11 protein-coding genes and 2 pseudogenes are annotated in these 12,189 nt (G+C 48.0%); 5 read left to right on the forward strand and 8 right to left on the reverse strand.

Going from position 1 to position 12,189, the window contains the following annotated elements:
• Positions 1-69 precede the first annotated feature (69 nt).
• Positions 70-1,050, forward strand: a complete 981-nt coding sequence (locus tag ACMWKK_RS22395; protein ID WP_112781964.1) for an NAD(P)H-dependent flavin oxidoreductase — start codon at positions 70-72, stop codon at positions 1,048-1,050.
• Between the two features lie 43 nt (positions 1,051-1,093).
• On the opposite strand, the gene ACMWKK_RS22400 is transcribed toward ACMWKK_RS22395, so the two are convergent.
• On the reverse strand, positions 1,094-2,149 hold the full coding sequence (locus ACMWKK_RS22400; RefSeq protein ID WP_112781965.1) for an SDR family oxidoreductase: 1,056 nt from the start codon (positions 2,147-2,149) through the stop codon (positions 1,094-1,096).
• 97 nt (positions 2,150-2,246) lie between these two features.
• Between ACMWKK_RS22400 and ACMWKK_RS22405 the strand changes: the two genes are divergently transcribed.
• The 3 genes from ACMWKK_RS22405 to ACMWKK_RS22415 all read left to right on the forward strand — a co-directional run bounded on the left by ACMWKK_RS22405 (position 2,247) and on the right by ACMWKK_RS22415 (position 5,224).
• The gene (locus ACMWKK_RS22405) at positions 2,247-3,134 is read left to right on the forward strand and encodes a LysR family transcriptional regulator (RefSeq protein WP_112781966.1); all 888 of its coding nucleotides are present in this window, start codon (positions 2,247-2,249) and stop codon (positions 3,132-3,134) included.
• A 402-nt stretch (positions 3,135-3,536) separates the two neighbouring features.
• On the forward strand, positions 3,537-3,956 hold the full coding sequence (locus tag ACMWKK_RS22410; RefSeq protein WP_112781967.1) for a translesion error-prone DNA polymerase V autoproteolytic subunit: 420 nt from the start codon (positions 3,537-3,539) through the stop codon (positions 3,954-3,956).
• A 2-nt stretch (positions 3,957-3,958) separates the two neighbouring features.
• Positions 3,959-5,224, forward strand: coding sequence for a Y-family DNA polymerase (locus ACMWKK_RS22415; protein ID WP_112781968.1), 1,266 nt, complete (start codon positions 3,959-3,961; stop codon positions 5,222-5,224).
• Between the two features lie 330 nt (positions 5,225-5,554).
• On the opposite strand, the gene ACMWKK_RS22420 is transcribed toward ACMWKK_RS22415, so the two are convergent.
• The 6 genes and pseudogenes from ACMWKK_RS22420 to ACMWKK_RS22445 form a co-directional block, all read right to left on the reverse strand.
• Entirely contained in the window at positions 5,555-7,309 is a 1,755-nt protein-coding gene (locus ACMWKK_RS22420) for an ArnT family glycosyltransferase (RefSeq protein WP_406542935.1), read from the reverse strand.
• Positions 7,299-8,153 carry a hypothetical protein gene (locus tag ACMWKK_RS22425; RefSeq protein ID WP_112781970.1) on the reverse strand — a complete coding sequence of 285 codons (855 nt, stop codon included), beginning with the start codon at positions 8,151-8,153 and terminating at the stop codon, positions 7,299-7,301. The genes ACMWKK_RS22420 and ACMWKK_RS22425 overlap by 11 nt, the downstream gene beginning before the upstream one ends.
• Positions 8,150-8,815, reverse strand: a complete 666-nt coding sequence (locus tag ACMWKK_RS22430) for a class I SAM-dependent methyltransferase (RefSeq protein ID WP_112781971.1) — start codon at positions 8,813-8,815, stop codon at positions 8,150-8,152. Before ACMWKK_RS22430 ends, ACMWKK_RS22425 begins: the two co-directional genes overlap by 4 nt.
• Complete coding sequence (locus tag ACMWKK_RS22435) at positions 8,808-9,977, reverse strand: glycosyltransferase family 2 protein (protein WP_284948478.1); 1,170 nt, start codon at positions 9,975-9,977, stop codon at positions 8,808-8,810. Before ACMWKK_RS22435 ends, ACMWKK_RS22430 begins: the two co-directional genes overlap by 8 nt.
• Positions 9,969-10,150 (reverse strand): annotated as a pseudogene (locus ACMWKK_RS22440) (IS3 family transposase); the annotation flags it as partial. The pseudogene ACMWKK_RS22440 and the gene ACMWKK_RS22435, both read right to left, overlap by 9 nt.
• A gap of 510 nt (positions 10,151-10,660) precedes the next feature.
• Complete coding sequence (locus ACMWKK_RS22445; RefSeq protein WP_161656449.1) at positions 10,661-11,527, reverse strand: aldo/keto reductase family oxidoreductase; 867 nt, start codon at positions 11,525-11,527, stop codon at positions 10,661-10,663.
• A 143-nt stretch (positions 11,528-11,670) separates the two neighbouring features.
• On the opposite strand from ACMWKK_RS22445, the pseudogene ACMWKK_RS22450 reads away from it, so the two are divergent.
• Positions 11,671-12,069, forward strand: a pseudogene (locus ACMWKK_RS22450) (Tar ligand binding domain-containing protein); the annotation flags it as partial.
• 15 nt (positions 12,070-12,084) lie between these two features.
• On the opposite strand, the gene ACMWKK_RS22455 reads toward ACMWKK_RS22450, so the two are convergent.
• On the reverse strand, positions 12,085-12,189 hold a 105-nt coding region (locus tag ACMWKK_RS22455), incomplete at its 5' end, for an IS1 family transposase (protein WP_000300949.1).

Consider the following 12,189-nt stretch of genomic DNA (forward strand, 5'->3'; position numbering starts at 1 on the left):
TTTAGCTATTTTTTCTAACAATATAACTTCCTACACTCTCCCTCATTCAAACGTAAGGGAGAGTCTGCTATGAAAAATAACCGTATCTGTCAGATCCTGGGTATCGAAAAGCCTGTTATTCAGGGACCGTTATCCTGGCTCACTGATGCTCGCCTGGTCGCAGCGGTCAGCAATGCCGGAGGACTCGGCGTGCTGGGCCCCAACGCAGGGTTAACCGCCGACACCGCGGTCTCCACGCCGGAAGAGACCGCCGAAAAAATGCGGGAAGAAATTCGTAAAACCAAACGTCTGACCGAAAAACCCTTCGCCGTGAACCTGATCCCCACCGCCGTTAATGACGTCTGGACCGGGCCAATTCTTAAGGTGGTAAAAGAGGAAGGCGTCAGGGCCGTGGTATATACGGGCTATGGCGAAGGCAGCATTATTCCGACGCTGTTCAGCGAGTTAAAAGAGGCCGGTATCGCCATCATCTACCGCGACATTAATCCCACGCCGGAAAACACCCGTCTCGCTGAAGAAATGGGCGCAGACATCATCGTCGCCACCGGTTTTGATGAAGGTGGGACGTTACCCGCAACGGCGCTGGGCACCTTTTCCATCGTGCCGCTGATTGCCGATGCCGTGAAGCATGCTCCGGTGATGGCGGCGGGCGGTATTACCGATCGTCGCACCGCCAGAGCGGCGCATGCGTTAGGTGCGGAGGGCGTGTTTGCCGGTTCGGTCTTTATCAGCACCGAAGAAAGCCGCGTGCCGCAGGGGGTCAAGGAGAAAATTGTTGCCGCCAGCGGCCTGGACCTGCTGCTTTTCCGCACCGTCCCCCACTACTACCGCTCTCTTCCCGGCAAGCTGGCGGAAAAACTGGCGGCGATGGATAAAGCTGGCGCAAGCCGCGAAGAGCTGGGCAAGGCGATGGGTGGATTACGGGGCCTGCGTCTGGGCATGCTGGAAAACAACACCGATGAAGGCTATATCGCGCTCGGCACGGGGATTGGAAATATCCGCAGCGTGAAAAGCGTGGCCGAAGTTGTCGATGCATTAACGGTTGAGTAAACGCCCACGGCGGTCCTGGCCTGCGCCAGGACGCCCTCTTCCATCAGGGAATAATTCTCGCCGCTCTCAGCTGCGCGAACAGGCTAAAAAACATCTCATCCGTCGCCTGCATTCGCGTGAAGCCCGACCGCCGGAGCTTGCTCCCGTCACCAAACATGTCGTAATGCCAGCTAAAGACAAAATCGGCAAACTGCCCGTCGCTCAGCCGCAGAATCTCCGCCTCTACCAGCCGCTCCCCGGCAAGCTCACGCCATAGGGCACGATAGTCGTTAAACAGCTGATGAAATGACAATCTTACCGGTGGCGCAGAGTCCAGCTCAAACCAGCGTGCGATGCGCGGCCATAGCTCGCTCCAGCGCCAGATATCGCCATTATTCACGTTGAATGCCTGATTCCGTGCCGCAGGTGACGCGGCGGCCCACAGCGTCGCCTCGGCCAGCAGCCCGGCGTCGGTATGATCCACGATGCTGTGCCAGGTCTGTTCCGATCCGGGAAAACGCAGCGGTAAACCCAGCGCCTTGCACAAGGAGGCGTACAGGGCGATGCTCAGCGCAAGGTTCATGGCGTTGCCCGGCACCGAACTCCCCACCACGCCCGGCCTGATGGCGTTCCAGTGCCAGCCTTTTCCCTGCTGAAACTGGCTGAGCCACGTGAGCTGCGCGGCGTTAAATTCGGCACCCGGTACGCCGGGATCGCTCTCCCGCGCCGGGGTTTTAAACGGCCCCAGATGCGCACCATACACTTTGTACCCCTGCATCAGGCTGACCGTCTGCAGAGGTGCCGTTTTCTCGATGGCGCTGACAAGATTACGCAGCATGGTGACATTCGGCTCGACCATCTCCGTCCAGTTCGTCGCGTTAGCCCAGGCGCTGTAAAAGATGTGGGTAGTTCCGTTCAGGGCGCGCAGCGCCCGTTCAGCGTCCTGCGCATCCAGCAAATCGACGTTTACCATCGGAATGCCGTCAGGATGCGCCCCGGCATGACGGCTAAGGCCGATCACCTCCCACTGATGCTGGAGGAGCGTGTTAACCAGTTGCCTGCCGACAATGCCGCTGGCGCCCGCGACAAGGGCGACATGGTGTTGCTGCAACTTATTCATGGTGTTTCTCCGGTAAGGGTGACAGACGCAGTGTGATATATTATTTTTTCTGCAAATATCCCCTTAAACCGATGGCACTTATAAGCAGAGTCAATAAATGAATAACAAGCTCAACGCCATTTCAACCTTTCTACGCGTCGCTGAAGCGGGCTCGTTTTCAGCAGCCGCCCGTCAGACCGGCATCAAGCAGTCTGCCGTCAGTCAACAGATCGCTGCGCTTGAGGAAGAACTTGGTGTGGTACTGCTACACCGTACGACCCGTACGATGAAGTTGACCGAACATGGGGAACGTTACCGGCGAGATATGCAGCTTGTACTGGACGCTTTGGGGGAAGCGGAAAGGCGTTTACATCCTGTCGATCATAGCCTTGAGGGTCGCGTCCACGTGCAGTTACCGAGCGGCCTGGGCCAAATCTTTTTGCCGCATCTGCTGGCGCTGCAGCAGATGCATCCCGAACTGCATCTGATGCTTTCCCTGGATGACCGTCTTGCCGATCTGGTGACGGAGGGGGTGGATGTCGCGATACGGCTGAGCAGCGAGCCTCCGCAGGCGTACGCGGCTCGTCTGCTGGCGCGGATAGAAGCCGCGCTGTTTGCCGCTCCCGGTTTTCCGGTGGTACACGCCGTCAGCGAACTGGCAATGTTGCCACACGTACGATTCAGCGGCATTCCGCTGGATGCTCCCCTGCGCCTGATTTCTGACGAGGAGACGGTCGAGGTAAACGTGAATACCGTCTTTCGCGCCAACACCAGCGACGCGCTGTTACAGGCGCTGGAGTCAGGCGTCGGTATCGGCGGGATGCAGCGGCCGCTCGTGACGCGCGCGTTGCAAACCGGCACGCTGGTCCCAATATTGCCCGCCTGGCGGTTACCCGATCGCTTTCTCTATGCCGTTTATCCTGACGCCCGTTTTATTCCGCAACGCGTCAAAAAGGTCGTCAGCGTGATTGAGCAATTACTGCCTGAAATAATCAAGAAAAACTGATTGTTTTTACCGTATCCCCTCTTTCGGGAGCACTTGTGCCGAATTACTGTTTTTTCCAAAAAGCCCGCCCCTTATCGCGATCGATAGCGCAAATGCCGATATGACCGCTCAGTTCATTGCTCACAGGTTTGAAAAACAGTTAAGGAGATCGGCGCCACGGATGAAAAAGAGGCGCTTACCCGTTTTGCCGAGATCCGTAAAAATAATGACATCGATCGCTATCATTTCCTGGCAGGTGTGGACAAAATGCCGTGGCTCAACGTGCTGACTGCTGCGGCAACCTGGTTGATCGAAAAGAAATAACACTACTGGCACCATCAGACCCGCTACAGTACCTCTTGATCTTCATCATCGATATACAATACTGTATATAAATACAGTAAAACATCAATGGTGATCGTCATGCAGTTTTTCACACCAACCGAACTATGCCAGATCGTGGCACTCCCCATGTTCAATGATCTTGTGCACTGTGGCTTTCCCAGCCCTGCGCAGGACTACGTTGAACGGCGTCTCGATCTGAATGAACTAATGATTCCACACCCCAGCGCGACCTATTTCGTGAAATCCAGCGGTGATTCAATGACTGATGCCGGAATCGACGAGGGTGATCTGCTGGTCGTGGATAGTTCCCGCAAGGCTGAACATGGCAGCATCGTGATTGCTGCTGTCGACGGTGAATTCACGGTGAAGCGTCTGCAATTGCACCCTTTCGTCATGCTCAAACCTGAAAACCCCTTGTACAAACCTATTATGATCGGCCACGAAGATAATCTGGAAATTTTCGGCGTAGTGACCTATATCGTGAAATCTGTGAGTTGACCATGTTTGCGCTGTGTGATGTGAACGCGTTCTATGCTTCCTGCGAAACCGTTTTTCGACCTGACCTAAAGGGACGACCTGTCGTGGTTTTGTCGAATAACGACGGTTGCGTCATCTCACGTTCAGCTGAAGCAAAACCCTTTGTGAAAATGGGTGAACCCTACTTTAAACAGAAAGCTCTCTTCAGAGAGCATGGCGTGGTGTGCTTCAGCAGCAACTATGAACTGTATGCGGATATGTCCAACCGCGTGATGACAACGCTTGAAGAGATGTGCCCTCGTAGTGAAATATATTCAATTGATGAAATCTTTTGCGATCTTACAGGCGTGCGTAACTGCCGCGATCTGAGCGAATTTGGTCATGAACTCAGGAATACTGTTCTGCAGCGCACGCATCTGACCGTGGGGGTGGGTATCGCACCGACAAAAACGCTGGCTAAACTGGCGAATCATGCGGCCAAACGATGGCAACAGCAGACAGGGGGAGTGGTTGACTTATCAAATGTCGAGCGCCAGAGGAAATTGATGGGAGCTCTACCCGTGGATGATGTTTGGGGGGTGGGCCGACGCATCACGAAAAATCTTGAAATGATGGGGATCAAGACGGTGTTGCAACTGGCAGATACCGATATCCAGTTCATCAGGAAACACTTCAATGTCGTGCTGGAAAGAACGGTTCGTGAGTTACGGGGTGAACCGTGCCTTCAGTTGGAAGAGTTTGCACCGGTAAAGCAGGAAATCGTCTGCTCTCGCTCTTTCGGCGATCGCATTACGGAATATGAAGATATGCGCCAGGCCATCTGTAGCTATGCCGCCCGGGCAGCAGAAAAACTTCGTCATGAACATCAATATTGTCGATTTATCTCGACATTTGTGAAAACGTCCCCCTTCGCGGTTAACGAGCCCTATTACGGTAACAGTGCCTCGATGAAACTTCTCACACCAACTCATGACAGCAGAGATATCATCGCTGCTGCGACGTGCTGTTTAGATGCAATATGGAAAAGTGGATGTCGATACCAGAAAGCCGGAGTGATGCTGGGAGATTTTTATAGCCATGGCGTCGCACAACTTAGTCTGTTTGACGAAAATACACCTAGAAAAAATAGCCAAAAGTTAATGGATGTATTAGATCACCTGAATGCTAAAAAAGGCCGTGGAACACTTTACTTTGCGGGACAGGGTATTCAGCAAAAATGGCAAATGAAACGAGAAATGCTCTCACCTCGATACACAACACGATTTGCTGATCTGCTCACTGTTAAGTGATATCAAAAATTATTACCGAGAAAAGGATAAGAGATCTGTGCATATTCTGACTCAATGTGAACACTTAATCCATCATAGTTAAACTACCACTTCCGTCCCCTGAATGGGCTCCACTATGGAGGGTGCTCAAATGGCAAAGAATCTACTGATATCTAAATCAAAAGTACCAAATCTTGTGACGCCTTTTTGATAGGGATGGCTTGGGTCTACCTCTAAAAAGGAGAGAAGAAAAACTGGCACCTGGATATGCCGTACCAGTTAGCAAGAAAAAACCAAAATGAGCCTTGAGATCTACCCTCCCTTTACACTGGCTAGAGTAAGAGCATTTCTCTAAAAATAAAGCTGAAAAGCAAAATTTTCTTTAGGATGAGGAATATTATCAACAATCGCCTCTCCACCGCGATATCCATCATCAATGACAGGTGGTCCAAATTTTGTGTTAACAAAATGCGGATCTTCCGTAGTCCCAGATGAAGCAATCCAGGTGATTGCATTATCACCACTCGCCCCAGGAGAAGTAAGTCTGATAATATACATTCGCCCTTTAACTAATCCTTTCAAGTTTGTTGATATATTGTGCCATGAATTATCCCGTATGTCTTTAGATGATATATAAGTTTGAAACAATGTTTTTTCATCCATAGACAGAATGTTTACTTTTACTATAGCAGTGTTAACTCGGGCATAGGTTGCCAATAGCAATTTCATAGATTGTAACTTTGTGCCTTCAGCAGTGAACGTTTGTTCAAACACACGCCCATCAACCAATGGCGCATAGGTCTTGTTACCCGTATATTGCCCTACATCCTGTATTCCCAATGTTTTAAATATCGATGAAGCCCATGCAGGATAAGCGCTTAATATCAAAGAGGCTGACATAAGCAACATCATCACATTGCGTATTTTATTTGCTTTAAGTTTATCTAACAAATTGGCGATACCTAAAGCGAATAATGGTAAGTAACCATAAAAATATCGTGCTTGCATAGCCCCCATATATCCTGTTTGCATATGCATTTTATATAAAACCAAGAAATAGAAAACGAGAAATACAATTAACGATAAAAACATCTGAATTAAGAAAAGTCGTACGGCTCCATCATTGTTATAATTAAAAATGAGCACGACGAGTAACAGTATGAAAATGGTAGATAGGGTGATAGTAATCACCGAAACCCGAAGTGTACTGTCAATAAATAAAGTATGACCATATGGTTTAATAAATGAGTCAAAATTAGAATTAAGAAAAGCCGTAAAATAATCAAACAATGCTTCTCTTGGCTTATCTGGATTACTAATTACAAACCAATCAGCAGGGTTGCCTTGAGGAGCAGGAAAAAGACTATGATAATGAATATACTGTATAGCATAATAAGCTAAAGCAGTGATGACCAGCGATACAATTATCCCCCACTGATAAGCGGTTAAACGCTTCATGTGTTTAAGCCATAGAGATATGTTTGCTAGAATATGCATCCCCACCATGCACACAGCCGCAAGCCCCCCCGTGCCTTTAGTCATTACAGCGATAAATCCACCAACAAAAACTAAAAGAGTGGTTTTCGAAAAATTAGGGATCCCTACTGTAATATTAACTATCCCATAGAAAAGGATAGTGCAACCTAATATGTTCAATGGATCATTATTAACCGCAACGCTAAGTTCGACAAACATTGGCGTAAGCAGTAACATCGCCACACCAAAAAAAACCGCCAACTCAGAAGCAACCAATGTTTTCAGTGAACGCCATGTGATGTAGACTGTAAGTGCAGATATGAAGAAATTTATCATCTGCGCCAAAACAACAGCATGAGATACACCATGAAGTAGTCTGATCAACTCACCGGTGATAAGATAATACATCGCAGGATGGTTCAAGTAGTTCAGTTTTGGGCTAAGTGTCGTTTCACCACTAATATAATTTGGATAATTATCTTTTATGACATCATAAATATACCCCATGTGCGCAACGCCATCAGGAAAATGCCACATTGAATAACTCAGAAAATAACCTACAACCAGAAAGATATACAAAGCAAATAGAGCATAGATTGACCAATATCGTTTAAGTGGCTCATAGTTCATCAGTCGTCACCTTAACAACGTAAGAGAATAAATAAAAAATAAAATCGCCCAAAACAGTCACGATTCGTGAATATACTATCGCAATCAAAACGTTTGCAGGTGAAAACATAGATAATAAGAATAAGAGAATAGCTTCACGCACCCCCACGCCTGCTGGCGCACCCGGTGTTATCATGCCAATCAACCATGCAGCTATATAACTTGAAACCACGACCGCCATATCACCTAAGTCAAATTGATGATTGTCAATTTGGATGATAATAATATAAAAAATAAAACCTGAAAAAATCAAAAAAGATGATTGCTGGATAATAATCAAAAACCATTTCTGGTAACTAAGCTTAATAACAAAATAAACAGCGACACTTAATAATACACAAAATAACACCATAACATCTTTTATACTTACCTCTGTGGTAAGATACGGCAAATACCATAATGAAAATAATGCACCGGCAATAACAAGGCAAATCAACTCAGCTACTATCGATTTCATCACGGGTTTTGCTGGCAACCCAAATCGCATTGAAATGACTTGTCTACCCGCTAGATGCAAGATATTACCAGGGACATACTTTACCAACTGAGATGAGCTGTAAATTTTAAATGCTTTTTGTATATTTATATTAACAGAGTATACATCAAGAATATTCCTCCATGCCATAACCAAAAATATATTTATTATTGCATAGATAATAGAAGAACCAATTAAGGCTATTAAAAATGGCCATGAGAATAAATCTACAGAGTTAATTTCATTGAAATAACCGACAAACCTGTGATAGACAAAATAAATCCCAACCAGAACTAAAACACTGCCAATGTAGCTAAGATAGGACTTCATGCCCTATCCTTTTTTTTACAAACCAGCATCGTCCATGGGAAAGGAGATGCAACAGTTTCAATATCAAAATACATGCTTACAAACTTTATAAAGCTTCTTTTAGACCAATGTTGAAGATGTCCCGGTGTATTACCTAGATGAGAAAGATATTTTCCACGTAGCATATTTAAAGCACACCAAATGGGTTCACGCGGCACGCTGAGAATAAGATAGTTTTGCGTTATATCTTGTAGTTTTTGAATACCTTCATGGGGATTTTCAAGATGCTCCAGTACCTCACAACAAACGATCAAATCAGCACCATCGACGCTGGGGTCAAGATCATAAATACTTTTAACAGAGTATGCGCTACTATTGGCTTCAGCAGTAGAAGCATTATGTTGCGCAATAGCAATGACTTCCTCTGAAAAGTCACATCCTCTTGCAGTGTAACCTTGCTGATTCCATTTATTTACCCAAAATCCTTCGCCGCACCCAACTTCATGAATAGTAACAGGAGCGACCTTTTTAACAAAAGACATCAATGTGCTATCAAAACCGTTCATCATCCATTTAACGATTGGATTTTTGGAGCTATATTTATCGAAAGTATTACCATAGACAATACCTTCTTCATGTTTTCCACCAGCGACCTTGAATTCTGTTAATTTTTTATCAGTCATCTTTTTTATTTTTCTCTGTTGAACTCAATTTTTTCACAGTAAAGCGTAGATCCTCAATCAGCACTCTATTTGCTGAAAGTAAATCAGCAACAAACGCAATTAAAATAGTTTGGAATCCCATAATAAGCAGTACAGCGGAAAGTATCAATGACTGGACATGACCACCACCGAGGCCTGAGAAATATTTAATCAAAAACCGTATTCCCAACAGGAAACCAATGGAAAACAAAATAGTTCCAATAATGCCAAAAAACCTAAAAGGCCGATAAACAACAAAAATACGAATGATTGTAATGATGCTTCTGTTAATGTAAGACGTGATACTTCTTACCAATCGCGATGGGCGAAGATCTTCATTAACACGAATCGGGACAGAGGCTAATGAGATGTTCTTTTGACCTGCCTGAATAATCGTTTCCAGCGTATAAGTATAGTCGTTAAAAACGATTAATTTTTGTGCGGTTTCTCGACTCATGGCGCGGAAGCCACTTGGCGCATCCGGTATACTGCTTTTACTTGCAAGACGGACAACCCAACTGCCAAGTTTTTGCAAAATTTTCTTCACGGGCGAAAAATGTTCAATTGTCGAGATAGGTCGTTCCCCAATGACCATTTCTGCCCTCCCTTCCAGGATCGGAGCAACAAGAGTGGGGATATCATCAGCACAATATTGATTATCAGCATCCGTGTTGACAATGACGTCCGCGCCTTTTGACAAACAGGCATCCAATCCAGTCATGAAGGCACGAGCCAACCCTTTATTGCCTGAATGGCTGACGACATAATCCACGCCACACTCTTTTGCCACGCGAACGGTATCATCCTGACTGCCATCATCGATAATTAAATATTCAACTTTACTGAATCCCTCGACCTGTCGAGGCAGTGCTTTGAGCGCGATCGCCAGTGTCTCAGCTTCGTTGTAACAAGGGATCTGGATTATCAGCTTCACAAAAAATCCTTGAATCAGGTAAATATCAATGTGTTTGTAGTGGAACTGGACGCAAGCTATCAGACTGCGCCAAAGCCACATAGAATAAAGGAATACAATATTAGTTTCTATATGATATTGACCCGCCATCTCCGGATAGCTTTTGTAGGTTAAGTTAACGCTGCCCGCCGTCGCCGGTACTCTCTGAAGAGAGATATTCCACGTTTTCACGAACCGTTCGACGATGCCATTATTTTGCTCACTGCTGTTGTGCAGGGCTCCGGGTTCAGTTCTCTGGCGTATTTCCTCGTTTCATGCGCGGTATATGCGCTGAACCTTTATCCGTCAGCCACTGCACCCAACACCAAGTCCTGAACCGTCTTGTTGTCATATCCACCCGCGGCTTTATCACTGGCGTAGTAGATAGCAGCAACAGTTCTCATCCTCTGACCGCGGAAATGAACTCGCCGCTGAAAATGCCCGCCTCAAACGCAGGTCTCCGTCGTACGGTATTACTAGTAAAAGCTTTACGGAAGTTCAGACCGGTCAGTCACCGGAAGCTTAACCTGTCAGTGTAGGCGAATCTGCCGAATAAGGATTATTAAGACAGCACTCCGGGCCAGAAGTAGTCCACTGACATGATGTACTTATGCACGAATGAAGGCTGGCTATATCTGGCTGTCGTCATCAAACTGCGGTGGTGTGCCGTTAGCGTTTCATGTTGGTTGAGGAATAACCTACTTCGTCAATGCGGTTGTCGTCATGCTCCTACATCAGAAATCATAACTTGTAGATTGTAATTCGTGAATGCAAGGGATTGTGGCAGAAGCGTTAGCGCTTCACGGGCAGAAAAGCCAGATAGGACAATAATCACGCAAAGCCAGAAATCGCTTCAGGCTTTGCGCATATCACATTTAATCCATCAGCGAATTCAGCGTTTCCAGCGCGTCAGGCGGCAGCTGCAGTTCTCCCGCCGCGAGATTTTGCCGCAGATGCGCCACGGAAGAGGTGCCGGGGATCAGCAGGATATTGGGTGAACGTTGCAGCAGCCAGGCCAGCGCAACCTGCATCGCCGTTGCGCCCAGGGAGTCCGCGACGGCCTGCAGGCCGGTGGACTGCAGCGGCGTAAAGCCGCCTAATGGGAAGAACGGCACATACGCAATCCCCTGCTGCGCCAGCAGATCCACCAGCGCGTCGTCGCCCCGGTTCACAATGTTGTACATGTTCTGCACGCACACCACCGGCACCATCTTCTGCGCCTCCGCGACCTGAGTGGCCGTGACGTTGCTCAGGCCAATGTGGCGTACCAGCCCCTGTTGCTGTAGCTCAGCAAGGACGGAGAGCGGCTCCGCAATCGATCCTTCCGCAGGGCCGTGGGCGCTAAACATGATCCGCAGATTCACCACGTCCAGCACGTCCAGCTGCAGGTTACGCAGGTTGTCATGCACCGCCTGAGTCAACTCCTGCGCGGAAAAGGCCGGCAGCCAGGCCCCTTTGTCGTTGCGGCGGGCGCCGATCTTGGTGACGAGCGTCAGATCGTCCCGGTACGGATGAAGCGCCTCGCGGATCAGCTGGTTAGTGATATGAGGACCATAAAAATCGCTGGTATCAATGTGGTTCACCCCGGCTGCCACCGCTTCGCGCAGCACGTCCAGCGCGGCCTGCTTATCCTTCGGTGGACCAAAAACGCCCGGCCCGGCGAGCTGCATCGCACCGTAGCCCAGTCGTTTCACCGTGCGCGTGCCGAGCGCGTAAGTCCCGCTTTTATCAATGCTGCTCATGTCGACCTTCCTCATAAAAATGATCCGGATTTACAACAGGTTCCCTCAGGGAGCCTTTAGTTAAGCGTGAGTTAATTAAAGTTTACATTCTCTACGACGATAGTAATGAAGTAACCCTGCATCTTCTCTTACGGACGACCGCTATGCTGAAAAATCTGCACGTGATTACCGGTATTATCTTTGCCCTCACCATATTCTGTCTGCTGCAAGTTGTCACGGGAGGGTTGTTCTACTCTGCCGTCAGTAACGATCGCCATAATTTCCAGAACTCCGGGGTGCTTAATGCCCAGCAGGAAAGCCTGAGCGACAGCGTGAACACGCTGGTGAAAACGCGCGTCACCGTCACCCGCGTGGCGATCCGCTATCTGAAAAACCAGCGCGACCCGGCTTCCCTTGCGGCGATCAATAAACTGCTTGGCACCGCAGGCGACTCGCTGGCAAAAGCCGAAGCCTATAACAAAGCGTGGCAGAAACTGCCGCAGGTTAACGGCCAGAATGCGGCGTTAACCGACGAGATGCAGAAATCCTGGAACCAGATGCACGGTAATGACTCCAACTTATTGATAGTGTTTTATGTTCAGATAATGCCCGATGACTTTGTCATGCAGCTCCACCGATTTTGAGAACGACAGCGACTTCCGTCCCAGCCGTGCCAGGTGCTG

Source organism: Enterobacter sp. 01-M-03-SI-ECC (genome assembly GCF_047530215.1).
Taxonomy (GTDB): domain Bacteria; phylum Pseudomonadota; class Gammaproteobacteria; order Enterobacterales; family Enterobacteriaceae; genus Enterobacter; species Enterobacter chengduensis.

Coding starts and splice junctions, on each gene's coding strand:
- ACMWKK_RS22415 (WP_112781968.1), top strand. CDS start 3,959: ATGTTTGCGCTGTGTGATGTGAACGCGTTCTATGCTTCCTGCGAAACC.
- ACMWKK_RS22420 (WP_406542935.1), bottom strand. CDS start 7,309: ATGAACTATGAGCCACTTAAACGATATTGGTCAATCTATGCTCTATTT.
- ACMWKK_RS22400 (WP_112781965.1), bottom strand. CDS start 2,149: ATGAATAAGTTGCAGCAACACCATGTCGCCCTTGTCGCGGGCGCCAGC.
- ACMWKK_RS22395 (WP_112781964.1), top strand. CDS start 70: ATGAAAAATAACCGTATCTGTCAGATCCTGGGTATCGAAAAGCCTGTT.
- ACMWKK_RS22430 (WP_112781971.1), bottom strand. CDS start 8,815: ATGACTGATAAAAAATTAACAGAATTCAAGGTCGCTGGTGGAAAACAT.
- ACMWKK_RS22445 (WP_161656449.1), bottom strand. CDS start 11,527: ATGAGCAGCATTGATAAAAGCGGGACTTACGCGCTCGGCACGCGCACG.
- ACMWKK_RS22405 (WP_112781966.1), top strand. CDS start 2,247: ATGAATAACAAGCTCAACGCCATTTCAACCTTTCTACGCGTCGCTGAA.
- ACMWKK_RS22425 (WP_112781970.1), bottom strand. CDS start 8,153: ATGAAGTCCTATCTTAGCTACATTGGCAGTGTTTTAGTTCTGGTTGGG.
- ACMWKK_RS22410 (WP_112781967.1), top strand. CDS start 3,537: ATGCAGTTTTTCACACCAACCGAACTATGCCAGATCGTGGCACTCCCC.